26 protein-coding genes and 1 pseudogene are annotated in these 25,721 nt (G+C 44.5%); 18 read left to right on the forward strand and 9 right to left on the reverse strand.

The features are described 5' to 3' along the window. Nucleotides 1-432 precede the first annotated feature (432 nt). Nucleotides 433-1,215, forward strand: a complete 783-nt coding sequence (locus ACBR23_RS17890) for an HAD family hydrolase (protein ID WP_371115976.1) — start codon at nt 433-435, stop codon at nt 1,213-1,215. Between the two features lie 121 nt (nt 1,216-1,336). Here the strand turns inward: ACBR23_RS17890 and mreD are convergent, their stop codons facing one another. The 3 genes from mreD to ACBR23_RS17905 all read right to left on the reverse strand — a co-directional run bounded on the left by mreD (nt 1,337) and on the right by ACBR23_RS17905 (nt 3,842). Continuing rightward, nucleotides 1,337-1,903, reverse strand: a complete 567-nt coding sequence (gene mreD, locus ACBR23_RS17895; RefSeq protein WP_341740203.1) for a rod shape-determining protein MreD — start codon at nt 1,901-1,903, stop codon at nt 1,337-1,339. After that, nucleotides 1,900-2,715 (reverse strand): rod shape-determining protein MreC, encoded by an 816-nt coding sequence (gene mreC / locus ACBR23_RS17900; protein ID WP_371115974.1) that lies wholly within the window; start codon nt 2,713-2,715, stop codon nt 1,900-1,902. The genes mreD and mreC overlap by 4 nt, the downstream gene beginning before the upstream one ends. A 92-nt stretch (nt 2,716-2,807) precedes the next feature. Further along, nucleotides 2,808-3,842: a rod shape-determining protein gene (locus tag ACBR23_RS17905; protein ID WP_341737783.1), complete on the reverse strand. Its 1,035-nt coding sequence runs from the start codon at nt 3,840-3,842 to the stop codon at nt 2,808-2,810. 742 nt (nt 3,843-4,584) lie between these two features. On the opposite strand from ACBR23_RS17905, the gene ACBR23_RS17910 reads away from it, so the two are divergent. The 13 genes from ACBR23_RS17910 (at nt 4,585) to ACBR23_RS17970 (ending at nt 15,032) form a co-directional block, all read left to right on the forward strand. Next, the gene (locus tag ACBR23_RS17910) at nt 4,585-4,947 is read left to right on the forward strand and encodes a single-stranded DNA-binding protein (RefSeq protein ID WP_340523420.1); all 363 of its coding nucleotides are present in this window, start codon (nt 4,585-4,587) and stop codon (nt 4,945-4,947) included. 47 nt (nt 4,948-4,994) lie between these two features. Continuing rightward, nucleotides 4,995-5,522, forward strand: coding sequence for a hypothetical protein (locus ACBR23_RS17915; RefSeq protein WP_371115973.1), 528 nt, complete (start codon nt 4,995-4,997; stop codon nt 5,520-5,522). An 11-nt stretch (nt 5,523-5,533) separates the two neighbouring features. Next, nucleotides 5,534-6,139: a hypothetical protein gene (locus tag ACBR23_RS17920; RefSeq protein WP_371115972.1), complete on the forward strand. Its 606-nt coding sequence runs from the start codon at nt 5,534-5,536 to the stop codon at nt 6,137-6,139. A gap of 25 nt (nt 6,140-6,164) precedes the next feature. Continuing rightward, nucleotides 6,165-6,365, forward strand: a complete 201-nt coding sequence (locus tag ACBR23_RS17925) for a hypothetical protein (protein ID WP_371115971.1) — start codon at nt 6,165-6,167, stop codon at nt 6,363-6,365. A 44-nt stretch (nt 6,366-6,409) separates the two neighbouring features. Continuing rightward, a complete protein-coding gene (locus ACBR23_RS17930) occupies nt 6,410-7,027 on the forward strand; it encodes a hypothetical protein (RefSeq protein ID WP_371115970.1) in 618 nt (205 codons plus the stop codon). Further along, nucleotides 6,984-8,462, forward strand: a complete 1,479-nt coding sequence (locus tag ACBR23_RS17935; RefSeq protein ID WP_371120080.1) for a tetratricopeptide repeat protein — start codon at nt 6,984-6,986, stop codon at nt 8,460-8,462. The genes ACBR23_RS17930 and ACBR23_RS17935 overlap by 44 nt, the downstream gene beginning before the upstream one ends. A 298-nt stretch (nt 8,463-8,760) precedes the next feature. Continuing rightward, nucleotides 8,761-9,108, forward strand: coding sequence for a nucleotidyltransferase domain-containing protein (locus tag ACBR23_RS17940; RefSeq protein WP_341737789.1), 348 nt, complete (start codon nt 8,761-8,763; stop codon nt 9,106-9,108). Next, on the forward strand, nt 9,086-9,442 hold the full coding sequence (locus tag ACBR23_RS17945; protein ID WP_371120079.1) for a DUF86 domain-containing protein: 357 nt from the start codon (nt 9,086-9,088) through the stop codon (nt 9,440-9,442). Before ACBR23_RS17940 ends, ACBR23_RS17945 begins: the two co-directional genes overlap by 23 nt. Nucleotides 9,443-9,763: 321 nt before the next feature. After that, nucleotides 9,764-11,068: a TldD/PmbA family protein gene (locus ACBR23_RS17950; protein WP_371120078.1), complete on the forward strand. Its 1,305-nt coding sequence runs from the start codon at nt 9,764-9,766 to the stop codon at nt 11,066-11,068. 193 nt (nt 11,069-11,261) lie between these two features. Further along, nucleotides 11,262-12,083 (forward strand): DUF3153 domain-containing protein, encoded by an 822-nt coding sequence (locus tag ACBR23_RS17955; protein ID WP_371115965.1) that lies wholly within the window; start codon nt 11,262-11,264, stop codon nt 12,081-12,083. A 125-nt stretch (nt 12,084-12,208) separates the two neighbouring features. After that, nucleotides 12,209-12,586: a LapA family protein gene (locus tag ACBR23_RS17960; RefSeq protein ID WP_341737793.1), complete on the forward strand. Its 378-nt coding sequence runs from the start codon at nt 12,209-12,211 to the stop codon at nt 12,584-12,586. Nucleotides 12,587-12,732: 146 nt separating this feature from the next. Beyond that, a complete protein-coding gene (locus tag ACBR23_RS17965) occupies nt 12,733-13,554 on the forward strand; it encodes a segregation/condensation protein A (RefSeq protein ID WP_341737794.1) in 822 nt (273 codons plus the stop codon). Between the two features lie 314 nt (nt 13,555-13,868). Beyond that, entirely contained in the window at nt 13,869-15,032 is a 1,164-nt protein-coding gene (locus ACBR23_RS17970) for an NDP-sugar synthase (protein ID WP_341737795.1), read from the forward strand. Here ACBR23_RS17970 and speA read toward each other — a convergent pair. Both speA and ACBR23_RS17980 read right to left on the reverse strand, forming a co-directional pair. Further along, nucleotides 15,029-17,038 carry a biosynthetic arginine decarboxylase gene (speA, locus tag ACBR23_RS17975; RefSeq protein WP_371115964.1) on the reverse strand — a complete coding sequence of 670 codons (2,010 nt, stop codon included), beginning with the start codon at nt 17,036-17,038 and terminating at the stop codon, nt 15,029-15,031. The genes ACBR23_RS17970 and speA overlap by 4 nt on opposite strands. Before the next feature lie 156 nt (nt 17,039-17,194). After that, nucleotides 17,195-18,391 (reverse strand): helix-turn-helix domain-containing protein, encoded by a 1,197-nt coding sequence (locus ACBR23_RS17980; RefSeq protein ID WP_371115963.1) that lies wholly within the window; start codon nt 18,389-18,391, stop codon nt 17,195-17,197. Between the two features lie 159 nt (nt 18,392-18,550). Between ACBR23_RS17980 and ACBR23_RS17985 the strand changes: the two genes are divergently transcribed. Continuing rightward, nucleotides 18,551-18,844 (forward strand): MerR family DNA-binding transcriptional regulator, encoded by a 294-nt coding sequence (locus ACBR23_RS17985; RefSeq protein ID WP_371115962.1) that lies wholly within the window; start codon nt 18,551-18,553, stop codon nt 18,842-18,844. A 261-nt stretch (nt 18,845-19,105) separates the two neighbouring features. Here ACBR23_RS17985 and ACBR23_RS17990 read toward each other — a convergent pair whose 3' ends face one another. Next, nucleotides 19,106-19,696, reverse strand: coding sequence for a DUF3611 family protein (locus tag ACBR23_RS17990; RefSeq protein ID WP_371115961.1), 591 nt, complete (start codon nt 19,694-19,696; stop codon nt 19,106-19,108). A gap of 285 nt (nt 19,697-19,981) precedes the next feature. Here ACBR23_RS17990 and ACBR23_RS17995 point away from each other — a divergent pair, with 285 nt between their 5' ends. Next, a complete protein-coding gene (locus ACBR23_RS17995) occupies nt 19,982-20,152 on the forward strand; it encodes a hypothetical protein (RefSeq protein WP_341730581.1) in 171 nt (56 codons plus the stop codon). A gap of 412 nt (nt 20,153-20,564) precedes the next feature. Beyond that, complete coding sequence (locus tag ACBR23_RS18000) at nt 20,565-20,873, forward strand: hypothetical protein (RefSeq protein ID WP_341737799.1); 309 nt, start codon at nt 20,565-20,567, stop codon at nt 20,871-20,873. Between the two features lie 67 nt (nt 20,874-20,940). Here the strand turns inward: ACBR23_RS18000 and ACBR23_RS18005 are convergent. Next, nucleotides 20,941-21,249, reverse strand: a pseudogene (locus ACBR23_RS18005) (RNA-guided endonuclease InsQ/TnpB family protein); the annotation flags it as partial. 772 nt (nt 21,250-22,021) lie between these two features. Then, complete coding sequence (locus ACBR23_RS18010; protein ID WP_341737800.1) at nt 22,022-22,894, reverse strand: 6-carboxytetrahydropterin synthase; 873 nt, start codon at nt 22,892-22,894, stop codon at nt 22,022-22,024. Nucleotides 22,895-23,362: 468 nt separating this feature from the next. On the opposite strand from ACBR23_RS18010, the gene ACBR23_RS18015 reads away from it, so the two are divergent. Then, nucleotides 23,363-24,859, forward strand: coding sequence for a cyclic nucleotide-binding domain-containing protein (locus tag ACBR23_RS18015; RefSeq protein WP_371115960.1), 1,497 nt, complete (start codon nt 23,363-23,365; stop codon nt 24,857-24,859). A gap of 144 nt (nt 24,860-25,003) precedes the next feature. Here the strand turns inward: ACBR23_RS18015 and ACBR23_RS18020 are convergent, their stop codons facing one another. Continuing rightward, nucleotides 25,004-25,690 (reverse strand): J domain-containing protein, encoded by a 687-nt coding sequence (locus tag ACBR23_RS18020; protein WP_371115959.1) that lies wholly within the window; start codon nt 25,688-25,690, stop codon nt 25,004-25,006. Between the last annotated feature and the right edge of the window lie 31 nt (nt 25,691-25,721).

A 25,721-nucleotide genomic window follows, 5' to 3' on the forward strand; every position in this document is an offset into this window, starting at 1 on the left:
TGTTAGTATTATTTTACCAGGATTTGTTGGTCTCGTCATCCATCCGCCCACTCCTCAAAGCTATGCTTTGAGATTGTGAACAGATGGAATCCTCACCTCACACGCCTTTCATCCCACACTAACCGAGACGGTATAGTGTGGGGATTCCCGTCTGTCTAGCTAAAGTTTAATGGTTAAAGCGGATATCAACAACCACAAAAAGCGCTTTTTGCATGGAATTGATTAAATTTATCGAATTTATCCATGAACAGACCGATCGCCCATCTGCCACAATAGCGAACTCAGCCTGACTAGCCATGCTATCACAGCAATTATCTATTAAAAAATTAATAGGTTTTTTTAATGATGTAACTTAAATTTTTGTATTATAACTTATGACTTTCTTGCTAAAGTAAAGAAATGTATGGCTACTCTTGATTTACTTAAGGTTTTATGTTAATTGCACCCGCTGCGGAATCGGAAAACGCTCAGTACAAGGTACATTCAGAGGCGGAATCGTCGGCCCCAATGACTGTATTTTGCGATTTAGACGGACCGATCGTCGATGTATCCGATCGCTACTACACCACATATAAACAGGGATTAGCAGACACTCAGGCGGTGTATCTGATCCGGGGCATCAACCTCAACCTGGAAATACTCAGCAAACAGCAGTTTTGGCAAATGAAGCAAAATCGGGTGCCGGATACTGAAATTGCCAAAAGTTCGGGTTTGAGTGGAGAAGAAATTGCAGTTTTTCTCGGATGCGTCAGTCGCATTGTCAATCAGCCGGACTTGTTGCACTTAGATCGTATCCAGCCGGGAGTGCAATGGGCGATCGCCCTGCTTCATTCTCGTGGTGTCAGACTGGTATTAGTCACTTTGCGGCCAAAACATCAAGCCGTTCAAATTTTACAGAATTACGGTTTAGCCAGACTGTTTACCAGTATTTGCGGAACTCAGATGGCCGATGCAGCTTATCACAACTATACCGCCTTAAAAACCGAATTATTGGCTGAAGTTGCCGAAGAATTTCAGTCATCTCTAGGTAGTGCTTGGATGATCGGAGATACCGAAGCAGATATCCTGGCAGGACAAGCATTGGGAATACCGACAATTGCCGTTACCTGTGGCATTCGCAGTCGTCATCAACTACAACAATACCAGCCCAGTTTTATCCTCAGCGACTTGATTATTGCCGTTCATCACTTATTAGGTTCCAGAGGACGGGTTTAAGCGCAACTGATATCTCAGGCTGCAACACTAAACCGGGTTTTTTGCGTCCAGGAATGTTGATAAAACCCCGATTTATTAAATAAATCGGGGTTTTGGAGATTTTATTTTTTTTAGCCGTTGTTCACGATTTTTCTAAATTCCTGGTCATTTCCCACAAACGATTCAGGGGAAAATAAAGCACGGGAGCCCAGAGACTGCTGAGAATAGCAGAACACAACGCAATTCGTTGATGATCCATCCAAATGTCCATTAAAGCCCGATCGCCCATGGCAAAAAATTGAATCCCCATCACCGTTTCCGCCAACAAAGCCATCCCAAACACAATTAAGGCGATCGGAATCGGATCTCTCTCCACAATATCCGCCGGAATCGACCAAGTTTTCAGCAAAACAACCGTGAGTACCGCTACAATCACCAAACTCACAGCGTGGCTGGGATGAGGAGCAGTCATCCCATCTTGCAAAAATCCCAAAACCAGCCCCATACAGGCAGCGCCCCAAATTGTGCGTTTCCGCTTAATACTCCAAGCTACCACCCACATTAACAGCCAGTTTGGACTAATACCCAAAAGTTCCATTCCCGGCATACGGGTGGGCAAAATTAGCAAACACAGAAGCACAGAAGTAAAAGTGACGGTGAAGTTAAGAAATTGACGCGATCGCGAAGACATCCGACGTAAAGACTTCATTTTTTCTCAACTCCCCCTTGCGGTGTAGAAGTTGGAGATTCCGAAGCATTTTTGTCTGGTTTCTCTGTTTCCTTAGAATGAGGATACACCACCGCCCACTCCAGAGAATTTATCGGTGCAGAAAACTCAATCATAGCTTCAGGAGCCGGAGTTTTATTCATATCCACCGAAACCACTTTTCCCACCGGCAAACTAGCAGGAAACAACTGACTAAAAGAAGAAGTTGAAACCACATCCCCAGGTTTAACATTAGGAACATTATCAAAAAATTCCATCACAGCTTTATTTTTTCCCTTACCCCGCAGAAAACCCATATGGCGAGTCCGAGTAACTGCCACACCTAATTGACTCGTAGGGTCACTGATTAAAAGTACCAAGCTAGTATTAGGAGTAACGCTCACAACGCGGCCGACCAAGCCACCTGGACCCATCACAGTAAAATCAGTTTTAATACCATCATTACTGCCCCTACCCAAAGTGACCTGTTGCCACCAATGGTCGGCACTACGGCCAATAATAGGAGCTACGACCCCTTTCTTTTTCTGACCAGAAACATAGTTTAAAAGCTCTTTTAGTTTCTGGTTTTGAGTTTCTAATTCTAATAACTGTGCTTGCAATTCCTGAGTGCGGGCCAAGATTAACTGTTCTTGCCCAGAGCCGTTGGCATGAAAGGGGCGAGTCACAAAATTGTAGACTTCAAACATTGCCGTACCTTGTGTTTGCCGAACTCCCCAAGCAGCAGTTACAGCTAAACCTAAAAGTGCAATTGGCAATCGCAGATCCCACCACCTGCGGAGTGTGTTTTTTAGCATAATTTCAAACTTTAAAATTGTTTTGTCAGGATTTTAGAGTTTAGATGGCAGCCAAATTCCTAAATCCAAAATCCCAAATTTGTTAACTACAATTACCGCGACTGCCCGCTAAAGACCCGTTCCAACATTTTGTTTTCCAATACCCGACCAGCTCCCAAAACCACGCAGCACAGAGGGTCTGCTGCAACGTGAGTCACAATTCCTGTTTCGTGACTGATCAGAGTATCTAAACCTTTCATCAGAGCCCCACCGCCTGCCAGCATAATTCCCCTGTCAATAATATCTGCCGCTAATTCCGGGGGTGTCCGCTCCAAAGTACGCTTCACAGCTTCCACAATTACTGAAAGCGGTTCCGACATACTTTCGCGAATTTCAGGACCTTTAATGGTAACAGTTCGTGGCAAACCAGACAGTAAGTGCAAACCCCGCACTTCCATCACCACTTCGTTATCCTCAGCCGTTGGATATGCTGAACCCACCTGAATTTTAATTTCTTCAGCAGTACGTTCGCCGATGACCAAATTGTGAACTTTTTTGACGTATTGGATAATCGCCTCGTTGAGTTCATCACCGGCAACCCGGACTGACTCGCTGATGACGGTACCTTGCAAACTCAAAACCGCAACTTCCGTCGTGCCCCCGCCGATGTCTATAATCATATTGCCCGTCGCCTCCGCCACAGGCAATCCGGCTCCGATCGCTGCTGCGATGGGTTCGTCAATTAAGCGGACCTCGCTAGCACCAGCTTGAGTTGCCGCTTCAATCACCGCCCGCCTCTCAACACCGGTGACACCGCTGGGGATGCCAATGATGATCCGAGGCTGAGATAAAGTTTTACCACGAACCCGACCAATAAAAGTCTTGAGCATGAGTTCCGCCGTATCGAAGTCAGCAATCACTCCATCGCGGAGTGGTCGAACAGCGATCACATTCCCAGGCGTTCGCCCAAGCATTTTTTTCGCCTCTTCTCCCACAGCCAACGGTATTTTCAGGTCTTGATCGATCGCAACTACAGAAGGTTCTTGGAGAACTATACCTTTGCCAGATACATAAACGAGCGTGTTAGCAGTACCGAGGTCGATACCCATATCGTTTCTAGATAAGGAAAATCGATTGAGAAGACCCACTGATTTGTACCCCCCCAAACTAAAATACTATTGTGTGCAATAATGTTGTTACAAAAGTGTAACCGAGGTGGATTCTATTACGTTTTTCATCCTGAGTCTAGTCAAAGCTGTACATTGTTGCACTTAAACTCCCTGGTGCCACTACACGGTTGAGTCAGCGTAGTCGAAGGAGATCGACCACTCTGTTACCGCTACCGTTACCATCAATGTGTTCTGGTAAGTGGGTGTAAAATCAGGATGAAGCTTGTATCAGTGCTGTTACCATTGTCATTCCCAGGGGTGTTTGGATGTAAGTACAGAGATAACGGGTAACAGATATAAGATTTTGACCAAGAAAATGGGATACAAGCCCCGTGCTTTTAGGACGGCTTTAATTTTGATTTTTTCCTGTTGATGGTTCAGTTTAAAAGTATTATTATACTTTATATGGTCACAGACCCGCCCGGATCAAAGATACTCCGAAACAAATAGCAAGGTTGAAAGTCCTGTCAGAGTTGAGATTAGAAACAGGGGAAGCAAAAGGGCAATGGAAATCCAACCCAGAAATGCAAAACAAGTATTTTGTACTTGCGGAAACAACAAAAAAGTCGCCCTAGGGCATTGGGAGACTCTAAACGGACACGGATCGACCGTAAGACTAATTCGTTAGCAAGTTGAAATGATGTGTCAAGAATCACCGCACTTATGACGGGCGGTGAGTATGTCAATACAGTATGGATAGACCTCATTCCTGAAAAATTTTATGAGCATTAATGTTGTAACTTTGGTCGGCCGCGTCGGTGGCGACCCGGACGTGAAATATTTTGAATCGGGTACAGTTAAGTGCAGTTTAACTCTGGCAGTGAGACGGCGATCGCGCAACCCAGACGAACAAACAGACTGGTTCAATCTGGAAATCTGGGGCAAAACAGCCCAGATTGCTGCTGACTATGTTCGCAAAGGCTCTTTAATTGGAGTCACAGGCTCTTTAAAGTTCGATCGCTGGCAGGATCGTAATAGCGGAGCAAATCGCTCCAAACCCGTAATTAGGGTAGACCAGTTAGACCTGCTCGGTTCCAAACGCGACAACGAGTCCAGTATGTCGCAAAACAACAGCGAATTCTAGTATTTGGCGGATGTGGGTAGTAAAATTTGGGGATTGGGTGGAATCAGGTGACTTCAGAAAAGCTAGAAATTGTTCAGAATGAATACCAAACTGGCAAAGTCGCCTTTGAGAGTGGTCGATATGCTCAAGCTGTCAAAAGTTTGGAAACAGCCAGAGGTTTAGTCGATCGCGGTTCCCGTCTAGGTGGCGAAGTGCAAATGTGGCTAGTGACAGCCTACGAAGCCTCTGGTAACACAGAAGATGCGATCGGGCTTTGTCGCCAACTCACCCGCCATCCGCGCCTAGAAACCCGCCAACAAGCAAAACGGCTGCTATTCATACTCGAAGCACCCAAACTCAGCATTCCTCCCGAATGGATGGTAAAAATTCCCGATCTCACAGCACTAGAAGAAAACGAATCTTCAAGTTTTCAAGTAGGGCCGAATGTCTCTTTTGTCAAGCCGACAATTCCGAAACGAAATGCCATAGATGAACCTGTGGATTTTAGTCAGGTGAATACGCAGGATAATCGATTTATTTGGGTGGCTTTAATTGCCATATTTTTGATTTTAGGTGGCTTGTTTATTAGTTATTAACCAGTTAACCAATGGCTTTTAGCAATTATAAAAGTATCAGCGCCGTCGCCAAGGAATTCCAGATTAATTACCTGCGGGATAACTTCATTGTCGAAACAGAATTTGCAGTCAGCGACATTTTTCGGAATGAATTAGAACTGATTTTCAATGAAGGAGTATTTGACAACTCAGAAATCGCCATTTGTGAAAATATCATTTATCCTGTATTAAAAGAAGTTTGGAAAATTTATCGCAGTAATTTCCTCCTCTGGAGTCACCAAACCTTAATCTACAATGAAAATTTGTCAGTGATTCCAGATTATATATTGGCGAAGCGCTCCACCCTTGGTACTGTAGTTTTTGATAAGCCATATTTCATCTTAGTTGAAGCTAAGAAAGAGAGCGCCTTTGATGAAGGATGGGGGCAGTGTTTGGCAGAAATGATCGCCGTACAGCGACTGAACAATGAACCAGAGCAAACTATCTTTGGGATTGTTTCTAATGGGGCAATGTGGCAGTTTGGCAAGCTCAAGTTAGAAATGTTTACTCAAAATAAAGTTTTCTATACAATTCAGGATTTAGAGCGATTGTTTGGAGCAGTTAACTATGTTTTCAAACAGTGCGAATTACAATTATAGACGATAGTGCGAGATATGAGTTATAATGGAATTTAAAAAGCTCCATATCTCGATCGCACGCGATCGCGACAAAAGTACAGAATTAAAACGCATTCAGTCGCAGTCAGAAAATGAATATCGAGTAATTTATATAGAGGCAGATCAGGAACTGGATATTAATGATGCTGAATATACCGATCTATATTTGCTATTTATCAAAAAAGTAGCTGATGATTTATTTTACTGATTGTTGATAACTTAGATCGTATTCCTCCAAAAGTTGGTAATCATTTGTTTTTTGATTATGCCCCTCAACTTCAGGGATTACACTGTACAATTATTTACACAGTCCCGATTTCGGTAATTTATTCATATAAAAATGTCAGCAATTTGTTTGGCAATCCCAACATCGTGCCAATGGTGAATATTTATGAATTTAACCGCAGTGAGTGCGATTTAAATTACAATCAGCAAAGATTAGAGGGAGTTGCCAGCTTGATCGAGCAGCGGGTTGATGTTAGTGCCGTATTTGACGATCGACAACAGTTGCTAGATTTGGCAAAAGCTAGTGGCGGTCATGTGCGACAATTGATGCAGACGACTCGATCATCTTGTCTGACAGCTACAACTCGCAAACACAGTAAAATCCTGGCTGAAGATGTCACTTACGCTTTAAATCAACAGCAATTTGACTTTGAAAGGTCTACTCCTACACCAGAATATTATACAATACTAGCGCGAGTTTGCATCGACAAAGATATTGCTAAAGAAGAAATCGGACAAAATTTATTATTCAATCTTTCCGTCTTAGAATACAACGGCAATAGTCGGTGGAATTATGTCAACCCACTCGTAAAACAAAGCTATGCTTTCCAACAAGCCCTTAGATCAATTCAAGGAAATCCCTGAAATATACCGACAAAGGATTGTTGAACTCAATCAAGAATCTTTTGACCAATTGCTGACATTTGTCGATATTGTTCCCGACGATGCTTTTGATTTGGGATTTATCCAAAGTAATTTTGCTAGGGATAGAGATGCGATTATTCAGGCTTTAATTAGTCATCCCGATTGTCAAGAGATGCAGTTTGAGATTTGGGATTTTCCCGATCCTGAGATGCGCTTTTTGCTGGACGAAATTCTGAAGATTTTGCCAACAGTTAAGGTTGAAGCAGACAAGAAGTTGATTTTCATGGTGCGGGGAGTCGAAAATGCGATCGGGATGACGGGGGAATATCCGCCGATGTTGGTGGATTTCAATTGGGTGCGAGATGCTTATCCGGTTATGGTGCCGCATCTCATGCTGTTTTGTTTGCCAGATTATGCGATTACGCGAGTTGCTAATTATGCGCCGGATTTCTGGGCCTGGAATTCGGGAACTTTTGTGTTTAAAACTCCCGTAAATACTAGAGATGATGCGATTTCTCAAACTCTGGATGCTAGCAAAGGAATTACAAATTGCGAGGTTCCAGAAAAGCAGGAACGGATTGATTTATTAAAACGGTTATTGATGGAATACACTCCCTCGAATGGGCGCGAGGAAACTCAAGAGGATTTGAAAACTCGTATTAGGGTTTTGAATGATTTGGCAATTGCCTATCGCAGTCGGAGTGAATACTCGACAGCAACATACTATCTGAAACAAGCGTTAGATTTGGCGAAAGATGATGAAGATTTCATATCTTTAAAGGCAAATACTTTATATGAACTAGGATGGATTCAGGACGATTGGGGAAATAAAAAAGAAGCGATCGCATTTTATCAACAATCTCTCGAAATTTACGAAAAAATTGGCGATGTTCAAGGGAAAGCAGCTACTTTGCACTGTCTAGCAATAATCTATGCCAATCAAGGGGATGTAGAAAAGGCGATCGCATTTTATCAACAATCTCTCGAAATTTACGAAAAAATTGGCAATGTTCAAGGGAAAGCTGCTACTTTGCACCAACTAGCAATAATCTATGCCAATCAAGGGGAAGTAGAAAAGGCGATCGCATTTTATCAACAATCACTCGAACTTAAGGAAAAAATTGGCGATGTTCAAGGGAAAGCTGCTACTTTGCACCAACTAGCAATAATCTATGCCAATCAAGGGGATGTAGAACAGGCGATCGCATTTTATCAACAATCTCTCGAACTTAAGGAAAAAATTGGCGATGTTCAAGGGAAAGCAGCTACTTTCGCAATGTTAGGACAGTTGTTAGCGGCGCAGGGAGATTTTGACCAAGCTTTGAATTATTTACAGCAATCTTTGGAGATTTTACAGCATTTGAAATCTCCTGATGCAGAGATAGTGAGGCGAATTATTGCTGCTGTTCAGCAGATGGCTGGAGATCGATCGTAAGTTGGCGCGCGGGATTTAGAAACCGGGTTTCTCACGAATATCTCGTGAGGATGCGTAAAATCTCGTAGAAACCCGGTTTCTGGCCACGCATAAAACTAAAGAAACCGGGTTTTTCGCAGTTTTTGGGCGGTGTATCGATGTTATTGGAAAAAACCCGGTTTCTTGCCACGCCCAAAATCTAATAAACCGGGTTCTCAGCAGTTTTTTGGTGTGTATTGATGTTGTCTGAAGGTCAGTCAGACCTGCAATGTTACAATTAAAAAAACGTTAGGCTAAAAAATTGGAGGTTGGCTCGCCCATGATTGAGTTGCAATCAGATTTAGAGTATGTGATGACCGATCGCTTAAAAGTCTCTCTAGATGCGATCGCCCAATTTTGCCAGCGCTGGAACATTGTCGAATTTGCCTTGTTTGGCTCAGTGCTCCGGGATGATTTTCGTTCTGATAGTGATGTGGATGTACTGGTGACCTATGAGCCATCACATCGCCTCACGTTTGCTCATTTATTGAGTATGGAGGAGGAGATCGAGGATTTATTTCACCGTTCTGTGGATTTGGTAGAAAAAAAATTGTTAAAAAATCCCTATCTACGATCGAACATTTTGAAAACCTATCGAGTGATTTATGCAAACGGGCGATCGAGATAGTGCTTCACTTTGGGATATGGCGCAAGCAATCCGTCGGATTCAAGAGTTTACGGCGGATGCTTCATGCGACACTTATCTTGAAAATGTTTTTATGCAAAGTGCCGTAGAGCGACAGTTGGGGATTTTGGGGGAGGCCGCTCGGAGAGTTTCTATGGAGTTTCAGCAGTTCCATCCCGAAATTGATTGGCGAAATGCGATTAACTTACGAAATATTTTGGTTCATCGTTATGACCAAGTAAGCTCGGAAGTTATTTGGAATATTGTTACGAGTGTTTTGCCTAGTTTACTGGTACAAGTAGAGGCATTATTGCCACCGTTACCTGATGATAGTTGATCGATCGCACAAACACAGAATGCGCGATCGTCTTCTACAGTTGACCCTTTAAATCGTTCGCTTTAAATCGAAGCGAACGATTTAAAGCGAACGGCTACGCTCAGGGCACCGCAGTTGACAGAGGTAGTGCGAGGTTTTACCCGGTTTCTGGTCACGCATAAAACTACCAGGATTTAGAAACCGGGTTTCTCACGAATATCTCATGAGGATGCGTAAAATCTCGTAGAAACCCGGTTTCTGGCCACACACACAAAAACCCGGTTTCTGGCCACACCCAAAATCGCTAAAATAGAACAAAGACCAACCTCAAAGGCGATTATCGTGAGCGATTCCACCATAGAACAGATATTGAAACTGGCATCTGGGCGCGCCGATAGCGCTGAAGTATACTACCTATCCAGCCAAGATACGCCGATCGAATTTGAAAACAATCGCCTCAAATCCCTCCAAACCAAAGCCCTACAAGGTGTCGCACTCCGACTGATTCACAACGGCAAAATCGGCTTTGCTAGTTCCACCGATTTAACGCGGATAGACGATTTAGTCGATGCAGCCATTCAAACTGCCGAAATCGGCGATGCAGCCGAATTTGAACTAGCCTCCAACTACCACCTAACCACCCCGGAAACCACCTACATTCCGCCCACAACCGCCGAATTAGTCGAAAACGGCAAAAACCTCATCGAGCAAGTTCACGCCTACAATCCCGATATAATCGTGGATGTCGGCTTCCACGTCCGCAGCGGCCGCGTCAAAATTGCCACCACCCAAGATGTCTATGCCGAAAGATGCAGCCAAATAGTCAGTGGCACTATTGCCGGCAACTTGGTGCAAGGAGAAGATTTTATGCAAGCATACAGTTACGATGTAGCGTGCGATCGCCCCCTCGACACCAACAACATCCTGCAAACACTCCTGGAAAAATACCGCCTCGCCGAAAATGCAGCCAGCATCACCAGCGGTTCCTACCCCGTATTATTCACCCCCAACGCCGCCGCTAGCACCCTCGGTGGCCTATTTGACACCATCCTGTCGGGCCAAGCCGTCGTTCAAAAAGCCTCTCCCCTAGCCGACAAAATCGGCGAAACCTTATTTGACGAACGCTTTACCTTTTTAGAAGACCCCACTTTAGGACCCTATGCTCGTCCCTTTGACGACGAAGGCACTCCCACCACTCGCAAAGTCTTAATTGACAAAGGTACTGTAACCGGATTTTATTGGGATCGTAGATGGGCTGCTCGTGGAGGTGTAGAATCTACAGGCAACGGTTTTCGGGGGGGACTGTCTCGCCCCGGCCCAGATTTGAGTAACTTTTGCATTCTCCCCGGAAATACTCCAACTCAAGAATTGATTGCTAGCATGGACGAAGGCTTGATAGTAGAGCAGGTTCTAGGTGCCGGTCAGTCCAATCAATTAGCCGGCGAATTTTCAGTCAATTTGGCTTTAGGCTATAAAGTAGAAAAAGGCAAAATAGTAGGCCGCGTCAAGAATACAATGGTAGCGGGCAGCATTTTTGAAGCCTTTAAAAATTTGGTAGATTTGAGTAGCGAATCCGAATGGGTAGGCGGCGGGGCTTATTTACCGAGTATGCTGTTTAAACAGTTGGGCGTTGCCTCTAGACAATAAACAGTGGATGGGGAGGGTAGGCACGGGGGCACTACCCCTACAAAATGATGAGTTACTCGTTACCAGGCTCTGCCTGGTAATGAACATCCAGAGGCTCTGCCTCGAATTTGCATCAAAGCTGGCGAGGCAGAGCAAGAGTGACATGGGTTCCCAGGCTCTACCTGGGAACCAGTTAAACAGGGAAAAAACAACAATGAAGCAGCAAATGGTCAAGGATGAAACAGGGAAAAGGAAACAACACTTCTTGTTTCTTTTTCCTTTTGTATTGTGCCTTTTAACTTTGGTAACAGGCTGCGTTCAGTACGATGTCGGAGTTAACTTTGAAAGCCAAACTCGTGGCGAAATTGTGCAGCACATTAAGCTGGGGGAACGGCTGACGAGCTTCAGCAGCGAGATTCTTGGAGATTGGTTGGATAGTGTGGAACTTAGAGTGCGCTCTTTGGATGGGAAAACTAAACGGCTTTCAGAGGGAGAGATTTTAGTGAGGATTCCTTTTAATAATGGTGCAGAGCTAGAGGAAAAGTTTAACCAATTTTACAATCCCGTACCCACCAAAAAATCTAGGGTTGCTACTCCCTTAGAAACGGATTTGCCGAAGTTTGAATCTCACCTAAAGGTCAAGCAAAATAATTTGTTGCTGGTGCTGCGAAATCGGTTAAGTTTGGAGTTGGATTTGCGATCGATTTCTTTGCTGTCGGCTAACGGTAATCTGATTGTCAGTCCTGGGGGACTTTTAGAGCTAGACTTTAGCTTGAACACCCCTTGGGGAGCCGAAAGTATTCAAACTGTCCCCGGTGCGATCGCACCGGAAATCTCTGACCAGGGAAAACAGTTGGTTTGGAAGCTGAAACCGGGGGAAATTAATTATTTAGAGGCTGTATTTTGGGTTCCCAGTCCGGTAGGCATTGGTGCAGTGATTATTGCTTTATTCGTTCTTGCTGGTATTGGTTTGAAATATCAACTCTTGCCAGCCATGGGCATCGGTCACAAAACTCAGAAAATCCCCCAAACCTAAAGCAGTTGCTCAGTCACAGCTAAAAAACAGAAGCTCTAGCACCAGGACTCCTGGAAAAATTCGGAAATCTAATAGTTTATCGAGACACAAAAAATTGTACAGTTTGAGAATTAGGAACAGAGAAAATGCGGGTACTAAACTTCTTCTTCATCTTTCTGATTTGTTTGGCTTTAGTCTTGTTCAGCATAGAGAATACAGAGCCGACAACTATTCAAATTATCAAAGGCTTCCAAGTTAAAGCTCCTTTGTCAGTAGAATTAATTATGGCAACTGGATTGGGGGCAGTTTTAGCGTGGCTGTTTAGTTTGTGGTCCAGAATGCAGCGAATGCTCGCCTCTCGTGATGAGACTCGTCAAGTTCGCGAAAAGGAGCAGCAAATTCAAGCTTTAGAACAGGATATCGAACGGTATAAAGCAGAAGTTGAAGCGAAACAACTTTTGTTAGAAAGTACAGAACCGTCCACCGTGGAAGATATCAAGAATGCGGTGGCGATCGCTAATTAAATCAAATATAGCAATCCTAAATCATTTGTGAATTTCTTACTCCCGGACCTTAGTAAGGTCCGGGTTGGGTTTGGGTAAAAATATTTACGACTCCTACAAGGATTGCTATATAGGCTCGATCATCTAAAATCTAACATCAACATCGAATGACCATTGCCAAAGCCCAAGATGGTTTACAGACGATTTCCGAGGGGATCGCAATTTTAATTGACTTAGCAGAACGGGGAGAAATCAATCCTTGGGACGTTAAGGTGATTGAAGTGTTCGATCGATGTTTGAACAAGCTAAACGAGGCGCGTGACGCAGATCAGAGTGGGGATTTCTCCGATTTGTCCCACTCCGGTCAGGCATTTTTGTATGCTTCGATGCTGGTTTTGCTCAAAGCAGAAAGTATAGTCCTCTCGGAACCCCCCGTGAATGACTCTACAGATGAGGTGCCACTGGAAGAGGCAGAAAACTCAGGAGGGCGACATTTGCCGCAGCATTTGGAGCGGCAACTGCGGCGTCGTGGTGTGGCTAAACTACCCCAAAAACGCCCGGTGACGCTTCCAGAACTGATCGAGCAGTTGCAGCTAATGAAAGCGGCAATGGAGGAGACAGTTGTTCCCCGGCGACGCAGTAGCTCCAAAATGCGGTCTCAAGCGGCGCGGGCTATATTTGAGCTAGCTCACCAAGAAAATCTGGTGGAAACTGCTAGTGAACTGGAGCGGTTTTTGGGAGAACGCAATTCTGAAATTGATGAGGGTTGGCTGGACTTGGAACAACTGCTGGAACTCTGGCCTCATCACGATTTGCACTCTCCTGCTGAGTCGCAAATTACGGTCTCTATGGAGGAAACGGAGGAAACAAATTCGCCCAATCATGACCGCGTTGGTATTTTTTGGGCGCTGTTGCTACTGTCGGCTCAGTCTAAAGTAGAGTTGGTTCAAGAAGAGTTTTATCGAGACCTCAAAATCCGAGTTCTCTAAACTTAAACGGAAATGAGACTGACTGCTCCGAAACTAATAACTATGTTACTCCGTCGGTTAATATTCCAGGCAGAAGCTCCCTAGCCGGAATTTTCTGGCTCAGTTTGGGAGTAAGACACTCACTCCAGTGCTAACTGAGTCGTGATTCCTGAGTGCTGAAATTCAGGGAAATCCCGAATCAGTGATTGATAGCCTGGTACTGTGTGGAAAATAAACAGGTCAGGATTTTAGTGCGATCGACAAATATAGATCGTAACCGCTAGCATCTAAGTGTTGAGTTGATATCAATTAACAAAGGGTTGAGGAAGTTAATAATGAAAGCGATGATTCTGGCGGCCGGTAAAGGTACTCGTGTCCGTCCCATTACTCAGACAATACCGAAACCAATGATTCCCATCCTACAAAAGCCTGTGATGGAATTTTTGGTTGAATTGCTCCGTCAGCATGGATTTGACGAGATTATGGTCAATGTTTCCCACCTAGCGGACGTGATTGAAAATTACTTCCGCGATGGTCAAAAATTTGGGGTACAAATTGGCTATTCTTTTGAGGGACGGATTGAAGAGGGACAAATGATCGGAGAAGCCGTCGGCTCGGCTGGCGGTATGAAGCGGATTCAGGAATTCTCGCCATTTTTTGATGATACTTTTGTGGTGCTGTGCGGAGACGCTTTGATTGACCTGGATTTGACGGCTGCTGTCAAGTGGCACCGGGAAAAAGGAGCGATCGCTACTATTGTGATGAAATCTGTTCCCCGCGAAGAAGTTTCGAGTTACGGAGTTGTGGTAACAGACGACTCTGGTAAAGTTAAAGCATTCCAAGAAAAACCCTCTGTCGAAGAAGCTCTGAGTACCGATATCAACACTGGTATTTACATTTTTGAGCCTGAAATATTCAATTATATTCCATCTGATACAGAGTACGATATCGGTTCGCAATTATTTCCTAAGCTAGTAGCAGCAGGCGCGCCTTTTTATGGGATTAGCATGGACTTTGAGTGGGTGGATATCGGCAAAGTTCCTGACTATTGGCGGGCGATTCAAAGTGTACTATTGGGAGAAGTTAAAAATGTTTCGATTCCGGGAATTGAAGTTCGTCCCGGCGTTTATGCTGGTTTAAATGTAGCTGTGAATTGGGACAAGGTTGATATTACCGGACCTGTTTATATTGGCGGGATGACGATCATTGAAGATGGAGCAAAAATTGTTGGGCCGACGATGATCGGCCCCAATTGTTGGCTTTGCAGTGGGGCGACAGTGGAAAATAGCGTGATTTTTGAGTATTCCCGTTTGGGGCCAGAAGTACGCTTAGTTGACAAACTGGTGTTCGGGCGCTACTGCGTTGATAAAACGGGGGCTGCGATCGATTTGCAAGCGGCGGCTCTCGATTGGCTGATTACTGATGCTCGTCAAGTTTTGCCAACTCAACAACGAGAAGAACGGCGGGCGATCGCAGACATTCTCAGCAACACTAACTAAGATTGAAGATAAGTATACTGGCTAAGACTCCTTTCATAATTTTGCAGCAAAAGTTGTGACTCCGAAAGAGTTATTTTATTTTGCTGCAACGCTTCCTCTGTCTGACGGCGGATGCTTTCAACCAAACTTTCTGCATCGTACTGTACATAGCTGAGAACTTCTTTCATCGTGTCTCCTTTCACAACGTGTTCGATATGATAGCCAGAAGGCGTTAGCTGAATGTGTACTGCATTTGCATCGCCAAATAAGTTGTGAAGGTTCCCCATGATTTCTTGATAAGCACCTCCCAAAAATAGGGCTAAATAGTAAGGTTGTCCGGGCTTCATGGGATGCAGTTCCAAAACAGACTTGACATCTCGCAAATCGATAAATTGGTCGATTTTACCATCACTATCGCAGGTGAGATCTGCCAAAGTTCCTCGCTGAGTTGGTTCTTCATCAAGTCGGTGGATTGGCATAATAGGGAACAATTGGTTAATTGCCCAACTGTCTGGCACTGACTGAAAAACAGATAAGTTGATGTAATAAATTGAGGCCATCACCTTTTCTAAGTCTTCCAAATCGTCGGATACATATTCTTTTTCCCGCGCGATCGCCTGGATTTTTTCGCAGCAAGCCCAATACAATTGCTCAGTTTTAGCCCGTTCGGCAATTCCCAAATAGCCTAAGTTAAATAAACTGATTGCTTCTTCCTTAAATTGGATAGCATCGTGATAGACTTCTTGGTAATTTTCTGGACTAATAGATTGGTAGATTTCGTAGAGATTACGCGGAATTTGGTGGGCGTTTGGGTCTACTGGTTCTGGTACTTCCCTCAGAACTTCGCTGGTACCAAGTACATCAAAAATTAACACTGATTGGTGAGAAGCGATCGCCCGTCCGCTTTCACTAATGATAATTGGCACTGGTACTTTTCGCTCGTCACAGGCATCCTTTACTCCGGCTACTACGTCGTTGGCGTAGTTTTGCATATTGTAATTTTTAGAGGCATGAAAATTAGTTTTAGAACCATCATAGTCAACGCCCAGTCCACCACCTACGTCCAAGTAGTTCATATTAGCTCCCAACTTAGCTAATTCTACATAAATGTGGCTGGCTTCTCGGATGGCATCTTTGATGACGCTAATCGATGAAATTTGAGAGCCGATATGGAAGTGCAACAGTTGCAAACAGTCTAGCATTCCTGCTTTTTTCAGCTCCTCGACAGCGCGGACAATTTCAGGAATAGTCAAGCCAAATTTTGCTCGATCGCCTGTGGAACCTCCCCAGCGGCCAACACCGGTGGTACTGAGTTTGGCTCGCACTCCCAAAACCGGTTTAATTCCTAATGCTTTGCCCGCGGCGATCGCCAGTTGCACTTCCTCTATTTGCTCAAGCACAACTACTGAAGTTTGCCCTAACCGCTGAGCTAAAATTGCCGTTTCTATATATTCGCGGTCTTTGTAACCATTGCAAATTAATAAAGCGCCTGGGTTTTTTAAAGTGGCTAAAGCTATCATTAATTCCGGTTTAGATCCAGCTTCCAAACCGAAGTGATGCGGTTGACCGAAACGCACCAAATCTTCAACTAATTGGCGGTGCTGGTTGCATTTGACCGGAAAGACACCGCGATAGACATTTTTGTAATTGTAGCGGGCGATCGCTCTGGCAAAACAAGAATTTAACCGCTCAATCCGGTCTTCCAAAATATCAGAAAATCGAATCAGTAGTGGCAGTGCCAAGTTTCGCTGTTTGAGAGATTCTACCAGTTCGCACAAGTCTAAGGAGCCACCACGATCGCCCTTGGGAGATACTGTAACGTGACCGGCTGCATTGATCGAGAAATAGGGTTCCCCCCAACCTTGAATTCGGTATAGTTTTTCGCTATCTTCGATTGTCCAAGATTTCTGTGGAATTGGAGCAGTCGTTGACAAAGTAGTGTCTGGTGTCACCAAATTTGGGATAGTTGGTGGCTGAGTCGATAGTGGCTCCATCGGGGAGGAAGCAGCAGTGGCAGGGGAACTCATCTTCTCGGAAACCTTAAAATGACTGGTCGAGTAGTTAGTTTATCGCAGATATCGGGTTTCCTGATGTACTGGAAAATTCACTTTGTGACTGTGGGGCGATCGACCTCAAGGTTAGATCGATGAAAATTGCGATCGGGTATTTTCCACTAACAGATTTTAGGCCCAAATCATTTCAGGTGGTGCCATATCAGCCCCCATAATCATGCCCCCATGAGTGGGAGACTTTTTCACACCAGGTTTAGGTGCGGGGGTGTCGCGGGCCGCCGCTGGCGCAACGGACGCAGGTGGTGTCACCAAATTTGCCGGTACTGGCTGCCCCCCTGGCACAACGGGTTGTTGCGATAGCCAAGCCACACCCCCCACAGCCCCAGCCATTAAAGCTGTATACCCGATGTACAAATGGGCTGAATTCATTTGAAAGCCATCGTCTGATTCCGATTCGGAAACCGACAAATAGGAGTTGAGATTGCCACTGGCATCTAGTTGGGGCAAAGCATCTGCCATTGCACTACCGTTGAGTCCCACGGCATCGCCGATCCGACGGATGAAACCTCTAACGTAGATGTCTTGGGGGAGTTTCTCAATTTCCCCATTTTCGATCGCTTCGATGTGGTGCAGCGGCACCAGAGTTTGACTGTGGATGTGTTGGATAGATAAGGCTCTAAGTTCCCTTCCCAGGCGCAATTCTCTCCCCAACTCGCACAAACAATCTTTCCGTTGTTGAATAGCCAAAGCTAGTGCTTCTTCCTTAGTAAGTTTCTTGTGTTTCTGAAGAAAAGAAAATCCTGGGAAGGAGTTTCCTTTAACTACCACAGCACCGGGTGTAGCTGACTCAACTTGACCTTCGTCTGGGGGAAATTGTTGCTGTGCTTCGTGAGTTTCAGTATCTCGAAGATCGGCATTTTCAGTGTCCGACTCTGTTTTGGGCGACAATTCTAAAGTAGTGCTACGACGATAAAAGATGGGAACAGATACTTGTGACGGTTCTAATTCTCTGACTGCCGTAAATTCTGTAGCCTTGCTCAGCAGCGGACTTGTCAGGGCAGAACTTCCCATAGTAGAACTTGCCATGACGAGACTTTCTGGGGCTAGTTGTAGTTCAGTTTTTTGTGATTTGGGGAACCGCTGAAATGCTAGTTTGACCGCTTCTCGGCTAACAGCTCTAATTAAAATTTCCGCTGCCGATGCCGCTTCGCCCAACATAGTTTGCAAGCTAGCTAGAGCGTGGCTGTAGGTGTCGCTACAAAGTAGTTCAGCTTCTATTTGACCAAGGACAGAGCGAAAACTTTCTTGAGAAACTTCAATAGTTGTGTGATCTGTTACCCCAAAATAAGCATCGGGTTTCAGTGCCATGATATTTATGTTGTTTTACTACAAGGTATCTGAGTAACTTATTCGACAAGTTGGTACTGATTCCGGATGCCATTAGGGGGAGAGTCGAGTAGGGCTAACGGCAGTTGACACAATATCTATATTTACCTATATTTTAAATAGGTAATTCAAGGGTTAGCAGTGGACAGACTAATTAGTATAGGCGAGCTAGCGGAACTCAAAGCTGTTAGTGTAGACACCATCAGGCGTTGGGAGAACGAGGGAAAAATTAAATCAGTCAGAACTAATGGCGGACACAGGCGTTACAGACTGGCTGACTTCGTAGAGCAAAAACTAGGTAATATCAAATCCGGTAACATCGGAATTATTCATCTCTCTTATCTCCCTCTGTGTTCTCTGCGTTCTAGTAAGGTTAAATCATTCCGATGCAGCCGGAAACGATATCATCTCATCAGCCAAGGGTGCTGTAGATAGTGCTAAGGAGTGCCGTATTTCACATATAAAAACCTTGGAAGGTAAAGCTAAGTCTTGCTAGGTTTACCTAGATTTTTAAAAGCGGCTAAGCTCCCTTGATTTGCTATTGATGCAGTGGTCGCTGGGGATTGGTAACTGGTGATTCATGCTTGGGATCTTGCCTCACCAATAACTAATAACCAATCACTAACAACCCTTCGACTACGCTCAGGAAGCGCGAAGTCGAAGGGCAGGGCGACGCCAATAACTAATAACTAATAACTACTGCTTGTTGATGCGATCGAGCAACCACAGAGCTCCGACAATCCCGACAAAGTGAGCTAAAGTAGCGTGAATGTTTGCCAGCACTACAAATATATCTAGGGGCTGAATGAACCGACTGAAATCGACGGCTGCACCGAACAAAACTTGGGGCTGAGATATAGATTTGACGAACAAGGTACCACCGATCGCTTCTGCTCCCAGCAGCGTCAGCAGCATTCCCGACAAATTACTCATCAATGTCAATCGTACTTCTTGAATCGTCTGTGCCCTTTTGGGGCGGACACCCGTGGCGGGCGATCGCAATTCTTTAGACAAGCGAGTAAACCGAAAAGCCCGATAGGCGCTGTAGCCGAGGGCTAACAGCCCGCACACAGCCAACAATACACCTCCGCCGGTTCCAGCACTGGTCTGGCTCGTAGCGGAGGCACCACTCGACAGGGCAGACGGGACTGCCAGCAGCAAAATTAGCCCCGCCACCACGCCCAGCACTGCTTGGACCCAGAAGCAAGTCCAGCCCGCAGTCTGCAGGGCAAAGGCAACTCGCTGTGCCGCTAGGGGAAGGTTATCTGTATCTAACTGATTTGTCATATATGCAAGCAGTGTAACTGGTTAGGTTTAGCTAGGAGTTTTTGGTAGCAGGGACTGGGGACCAAAAGAGTTTAGGGTATCAAGCCGTGGGAGCAATTCTTTAATTCTTCAATCTCAAATCTTAAATCTCAAATTGATTTATGGCGGGTTAACCCCTTCTAAAAATCTAGGTATTTGTCAACTTTCACAAACCCTCTTTACAATGGGAGAAGAAACGTTTAAGAATTGTAACTAACTAACATTGGATTTCACATTTAGATACTAGGCACTGAGGCAATTAAAGCAATGACACCAATACAACCCACCATAACTCCGAAACTGTCACAGCCAAAATTTGGCTTCAACAACTACGCCGAAAGGCTCAACGGTAGAGCTGCGATGATCGGCTTTATCCTCACTTTGGCGATCGAGTATGCCACAGGGCAGGGGTTACTGTCCTGGTTAGGCCTCAACTAATTTTAGCGTGCTGTCAGCCTCACATCGGCTCGATCGCCAGGGAATAGTCGGTGTGAGTTCTCTGTTGAGTGTCACCAGTTCTCGAATTGATTAGAATATGCACAAGAAACAATATCAGAGACTTTTCGGTCTTGGGATACTTGTTATCAAAACGGTAGAGCTGGATTATGATGTGTCGATCGGGCAAAAAATTGATTTGACGAGGTTGGCAATTTGACCGGACTCCCGTACAATGCCCCACAGGCGAGAATGTTAATCTAGGTTAAGCTAGTATTTGAGCTAGAAATCCCGAATGTTCCGCCAGCTCTGAGCTTTAGCGGGCTGTTAAGAAGCCCACATCATAATCTGTACTCAGATTTGATGTGGGAGTATGTCACAGATTGTAGATAAATATAGAAAAGAGTAAACAGCAATGAATGCTTCATGGACGCGACTTTTAAGGTCTGCTTACCGTAGAGATCCTATTACCAGCTTTGTTGTGACAGTGGGCGTTGTCGATGCAGCGATCGGCAGTATTGGTGCTAGTGGCTCTTTATTGGCTTTTGGGCTAGGTACCGCTGGGGTGGCGATCGCCCTGAGATTCTGGCAGATTTACCGCTCAGGAGCCGAACAGCCGGCACCTGCTCCCGAATACTATCTCCCCCCTCAGTCTTCTCGACCTCAGTTACCCACACTCAACAACCTATCTAAAAAAAATCCTCCCTATATCCACGGCGACTAAAGTCCCTTGAGTCTTGTTTCCTCTCAGCGCTGAAGCGACTGAGTTTCCACACATCCCATGAGGTTTTATGAGTTCTGATTGAGAGCGACTTCTGAACGCGATTGCCACAACTTGAACAATCCTGGGAAGTGTACTGAGGGGCAACAGCAACTACTGTTTTACCGTACACTTTTCCCAAATATTGCAACCATTGAGCAAACTGCGACCATGCTGCATCGCTAATTGATTTAGCGAGCTTATGGTTTTTCACCATGTTCCGCACTTGAAGGTTTTCATAAGCTACAAAATCGCTAGATTTCACTACGCCGGGCGCCGTCTTAATGGCGAAGTCTTTACGTTGCCTACTAACCTTTAAATGTTTTCTTCCTACCTTAGATGATTCTATCATGCTTACAAGCAATTGTAGCTATCAACTTGTAGCTTGCAAGACATCTTTACACTTGAATTAAAGCCGTCCTATAAGGCGATGTGCTGAGCGTAGTCGAAGTAACGGGGCTTTAAACCCAAGTATTTGGTAATCGGAATGAGCTGAGGCAAATATCACAAAAGGGAAGGAAATGTGAGTTTCCTTCCCTTTGTTTTTGTTGTTTTGTGTGTAGTTTTGGCGATCGCCTGATTGATGGTTTTGGGCTTTTAATTTTTTCCGCAAAGTTTGCTGTTGTTTTTTTAGCTGTCGAACTCTGGCGGAGCCACCTTTTCCTTTGGAGTTTCTGCCTTCGCTGCGGGGAGACTCCCAACTCTTCAGTCTCATGTTGTTATTTTTGTATACTACTTTTATATTACACTCTGGCAATTTCACTGTCAAGTAGTTTCAGTATCTGGGAAACCAAAACTAAAAAGCGTAGTGGCACGGATTTATCCATTAGTATCAACTTAACGTCAAACCCTGTCACAGACTGCTGTTTGACTATTAAGGCCAGATCCCCCCTAGCCCCCCTTAAGAAGGGGGGGACAGGAGTCTTCTCTTTCGTCCCCCTTCCCCCATCCCCCCTTGGGGGGGCAGGGGGGGGGTGGGGATTTAGAGGGGGATCTAGACTTGGCTATGAACGAGAGATACCAAGGGTTTCAGGCGATTGTTGACACCAATGGGATTTATCCTGCCACTACGCAACAGTTTAGAATCCCCGTGTCTTTAGACCGGGGAAATGTCAAACCCCAACCAAAACCCCTGACTGCTGCTGACTTTCACTCACCAATTCCTCTAAATCAGCGGAGTAAATTTCACAACTATTATTGGGGCTTTCAGTCAGCTTAATTTTGTACAACTCGGCTCCCAATTCACGCACTGGCGATCGTAATAATTGGCAAATACGAACCGCAATATTTTCCGCCGTCGGTACAACATTTTCAAAATAAGAAATATCCTTATTTAAAAAAGTATGATCCAACGGTTCAACAACATAATCATCAATAGCCTTTTGCAAAGCTCCCAAATCCGCAATCATACCAGTCCGCTCATCAATTTCCCCTTTCACCGTCACATCTAAATGATAGTTGTGACCGTGACCATGAGGACGAGCGCACTTGCCGTAAATTTCCGAATTTTCTTCCAAGCTCAAATCTGGACGAGCTAACCGGTGGGCGGCGCTAAAATGAGTAGACACAGTAAGATAAGCTTCCATTCCGTTTCCTAAATATTCGGCCCAAAGTTCTGGGTGTTCAAACAATTGAATTTTGCTCACAGGTAAATGAGGAGCTAGCCTCCGCCAGATTTCCCGTGCGATGTTTTCGGTAGTTGGCAAAGTCTGCTGAAATTCCGGCCATGCTTCGTTAAGGTAGGAAAAATCGAGATGGTTGGTAACTTCCCGCTTAATGACGTGCTTGACATCAGACAGGTTCAACACCATGCCGTACTCATCAAGTTCTCCTATCATAGAAACATACAGGACGTAATTGTGTCCATGTCCCGGTGCGCGGGCTGTTGGGCCAAACCGCTCAAAATTTTCGGCTTCGCTCAACTCCGGTAGCCAGTAACGATGACTCGCCGAAAACTGTGCCCGACGATTGATGATGCACTGCATAAAAGTCAAGTAGGGTAAGCTTGTAAAGTTCTGTAAAGGACTTACTTCTTAAGGATAAACTAATTTTTGCTGGAATTTTTCGATACTTTGAGGGTGCTGTACATGAATTGCGACCAATTTTCCAGATATGGGCAAGGGGCGGGCTCTCCCGCCGAGTCCACAATCAAATTTACTCTTTGGGGAACAGGCATCTTGACTGTTCTTGAGCATAGTGCAAGATTTTACATTAATTCTATAAACAGATATCAGATATCAAGTACCCCTAGCAAACATCTTCTCCCCATCAGTTGCTAGCCCATCGGTTAGGAATCTTTGACATAAAAAGTGCGATCGACTTTTTTGCAACACAGGACACTCTCAAGTAGAAGTTTTTCGGATAAACTCTGCAATAATTAGCCGTTTGCAGTTCCATGACAACCAAAACTAATCACCTGTTCCCAACCATCTATTACCCCTTACCCAATATTAATGAATTGGATTACTGTAAAAGCCAAACATTTTTTTGAACAACTATCTGGTGCGATGATGACCCCACTATTTTATGTGGGCGATGCTCATCTTTCCATTGCTGCCATCCTCAAACTAATTTTACTAGCTATAGTTTCCTTTTTTGTAGCTCGCATCATTAGTGAAGGAATCAAGCGTAGCGTCCTAGTTAGGATGGGATTAGATCGAGGTAGTCAAGAAGCAATTTCTACCATAATTGGCTATATTTTGGCAACTTTCGGTTGCATCATCGTCCTGCAAGGCGCAGGCATCAATCTCACTTCTTTAACTGTCCTAGCCGGGGTTGTGGGTATTGGTTTTGGCTTTGGCTTGCAAAATCTAGCCACTAACTTTATCAGCGGTCTCACTTTACTATTTGAACACCAAATTAGAGTGGGAGATTTTATTGAAATAGACAATTTATTAGGAACAGTCGAAAATATTTCGATTCGTTCCACGATTATTAAAACCATAGACGGTCTTTTTGTTATTATCCCCAATATTAAATTTGTTGAAACTAACATTATTAACTGGAGTTATAGAGACCCTAGATGTCGCCTACATATCCCCGTTGGCGTTGCTTACGGCACCGATCCAGTTTTAGTTACGGAAGCACTCTTAGTCGCTGCGAGGAAGGAACCAAATGTTTTGTCACATCCTTCTCCGAAAGTTTGGTTTCGCGGATTTGGAGATAATGCTTTAAACTTTGACCTTTTGGTTTGGACTGACCAGCCCCAGGAAAGTGATGCCATCAAAAGTGCCGTCAATTTTTTAATTGACTACGAATTTCGCAACCGCAACATCGAAATTCCTTTTCCTCAACAGGATTTATGGCTGCGAAATCCGCAAGAATTAACTAAAATACTTGAAAATCACAAAAATGATATTTCTTCCAATGGCAACGTTTTTCCGCACCATGTCCCAAACTCAGCAGAATCCAATGGTCATGTTACTCCTCCCAAACAATCTGTACCGAAGTCTCTAAATAATTGGAATTTGCGCGATTTGTTGCGACGAGTAACTTATTTTGAACAATGTACAGATTTAGAACTACGACAATTAATTGAATATGGCTACCGACAACTGTTTCCAGCAGAACAGGTTGTATGCAAAGAAAACGATCCAGGCGATTCTTTCTATATTATTCTTTCGGGTTCTGTAGAAGTTCTTTCTCAAAAAACTGGTAAGTATATTGCTACCCTTCACGAGGGGGAGTTTTTTGGGGAAATATCTTTGCTGTTGGGAACTCCGAGAACCGCGACTGTTAAAACTAGCGCGGATTCAATTTTGTTTGTAGTGGAACGCCATGATTTGAAAAAATTATTAGTAGAACAGCCAAATTTAGCCGATCAAATTGCTCTCAAATTGTCGGAACGTCAACAAGCTTTGAGAGATTTGGGATTGTTGGATGACGATTCTTTGGAACAAACTCCTTTTCTTAAAGTTCGGAAACGAATTCAAGTTCTTTTTGGAATTTGAAACCAGGAAAACGATTTTATGGGCAGTTGTGGGACTTGGAGGGCCGGCACTCTTGGCACTGCCCCTACCAAGAATGAAACCGCCGTGCCCCAAGGGGGGAAGAAGAAAGCAGGAAGCAGACAGAAGGATGGAAAATTAAATTTTTTAAGATTTTATTTTTAATTCAGCTTGTGCTTCCCGTCGCAGTCTAGTGGCAATTCTAAACAGTTCTTGACCTGTATGCAAGTGCCGATCGTCGTAGTTTAAGGTAAATAAATGTAATTCTTCTATGCCATCTCCGACTTGATTGATGCAGTAGTAAAGATGAGCGGCTACTCCGGCCACGTTAGAGGGATTAGGCATGGAACGAAAAAACTTTTGAGCTTGTTTGAGAAACTCGCGACTGGCTTCGAGATAGGTTTGAAAATTTTCTATCAATTCGTCATCAAAAGGGTCTGCTGATAATTGGTCAATTTCTTTTTTGAGTGGTTTCAATATGTTGTTGAGAAATCGATTCACGGGTTTGTATACTTTAATCAGCCACTGTTCCATGTGTTCGTCGGCATCCCGTGCAGCGGCTCTTTGTTGGCGGCTGATGTTTTCGTTGGAAACTGGTTGTGCTTGCTGTACGGTGCGATCGGAAATTTGGCGATCGTAGGATTGTCTGTGCTGGGCATCTCCTAGTATTTCGTAGGCTGCATTCAGCCGGACAATTTGTTCGTGACCGGCGGTTTGACTGTTACTATCTGGATGAAATAATTTGACTAAACGGCGGTAGGCTTGTTTAATCTCGGCTTGTGTTGCGGTTGGGGTGACGTTTAGGGTTTGGTAGTGATTGCTAGGCTCAGACACGCTTTTATTTCCTTGAAATTTGATAATTTAC

It is taken from the genome of Microcoleus sp. (assembly GCF_041354475.1).
GTDB lineage: Bacteria > Cyanobacteriota > Cyanobacteriia > Cyanobacteriales > Microcoleaceae > Microcoleus.

What these genes read in the sequence shown, in the direction of transcription:
- ACBR23_RS17890 (WP_371115976.1), top strand. Translation starts at nt 433, where the DNA reads ATGTTAATTGCACCCGCTGCGGAATCGGAAAACGCTCAGTACAAGGTA.
- mreD (WP_341740203.1), bottom strand. Translation starts at nt 1,903, where the DNA reads ATGAAGTCTTTACGTCGGATGTCTTCGCGATCGCGTCAATTTCTTAAC.
- mreC (WP_371115974.1), bottom strand. Translation starts at nt 2,715, where the DNA reads ATGCTAAAAAACACACTCCGCAGGTGGTGGGATCTGCGATTGCCAATT.
- ACBR23_RS17910 (WP_340523420.1), top strand. Translation starts at nt 4,585, where the DNA reads ATGAGCATTAATGTTGTAACTTTGGTCGGCCGCGTCGGTGGCGACCCG.
- ACBR23_RS17920 (WP_371115972.1), top strand. Translation starts at nt 5,534, where the DNA reads ATGGCTTTTAGCAATTATAAAAGTATCAGCGCCGTCGCCAAGGAATTC.
- ACBR23_RS17925 (WP_371115971.1), top strand. Translation starts at nt 6,165, where the DNA reads ATGGAATTTAAAAAGCTCCATATCTCGATCGCACGCGATCGCGACAAA.
- ACBR23_RS17935 (WP_371120080.1), top strand. Translation starts at nt 6,984, where the DNA reads ATGCTTTCCAACAAGCCCTTAGATCAATTCAAGGAAATCCCTGAAATA.
- ACBR23_RS17940 (WP_341737789.1), top strand. Translation starts at nt 8,761, where the DNA reads ATGATTGAGTTGCAATCAGATTTAGAGTATGTGATGACCGATCGCTTA.
- ACBR23_RS17945 (WP_371120079.1), top strand. Translation starts at nt 9,086, where the DNA reads ATGCAAACGGGCGATCGAGATAGTGCTTCACTTTGGGATATGGCGCAA.
- ACBR23_RS17955 (WP_371115965.1), top strand. Translation starts at nt 11,262, where the DNA reads ATGAAGCAGCAAATGGTCAAGGATGAAACAGGGAAAAGGAAACAACAC.
- ACBR23_RS17960 (WP_341737793.1), top strand. Translation starts at nt 12,209, where the DNA reads ATGCGGGTACTAAACTTCTTCTTCATCTTTCTGATTTGTTTGGCTTTA.
- ACBR23_RS17965 (WP_341737794.1), top strand. Translation starts at nt 12,733, where the DNA reads ATGACCATTGCCAAAGCCCAAGATGGTTTACAGACGATTTCCGAGGGG.
- ACBR23_RS17970 (WP_341737795.1), top strand. Translation starts at nt 13,869, where the DNA reads ATGAAAGCGATGATTCTGGCGGCCGGTAAAGGTACTCGTGTCCGTCCC.
- speA (WP_371115964.1), bottom strand. Translation starts at nt 17,038, where the DNA reads ATGAGTTCCCCTGCCACTGCTGCTTCCTCCCCGATGGAGCCACTATCG.
- ACBR23_RS17980 (WP_371115963.1), bottom strand. Translation starts at nt 18,391, where the DNA reads ATGGCACTGAAACCCGATGCTTATTTTGGGGTAACAGATCACACAACT.
- ACBR23_RS17990 (WP_371115961.1), bottom strand. Translation starts at nt 19,696, where the DNA reads ATGACAAATCAGTTAGATACAGATAACCTTCCCCTAGCGGCACAGCGA.
- ACBR23_RS17995 (WP_341730581.1), top strand. Translation starts at nt 19,982, where the DNA reads ATGACACCAATACAACCCACCATAACTCCGAAACTGTCACAGCCAAAA.
- ACBR23_RS18000 (WP_341737799.1), top strand. Translation starts at nt 20,565, where the DNA reads ATGAATGCTTCATGGACGCGACTTTTAAGGTCTGCTTACCGTAGAGAT.
- ACBR23_RS18010 (WP_341737800.1), bottom strand. Translation starts at nt 22,894, where the DNA reads ATGCAGTGCATCATCAATCGTCGGGCACAGTTTTCGGCGAGTCATCGT.
- ACBR23_RS18015 (WP_371115960.1), top strand. Translation starts at nt 23,363, where the DNA reads ATGAATTGGATTACTGTAAAAGCCAAACATTTTTTTGAACAACTATCT.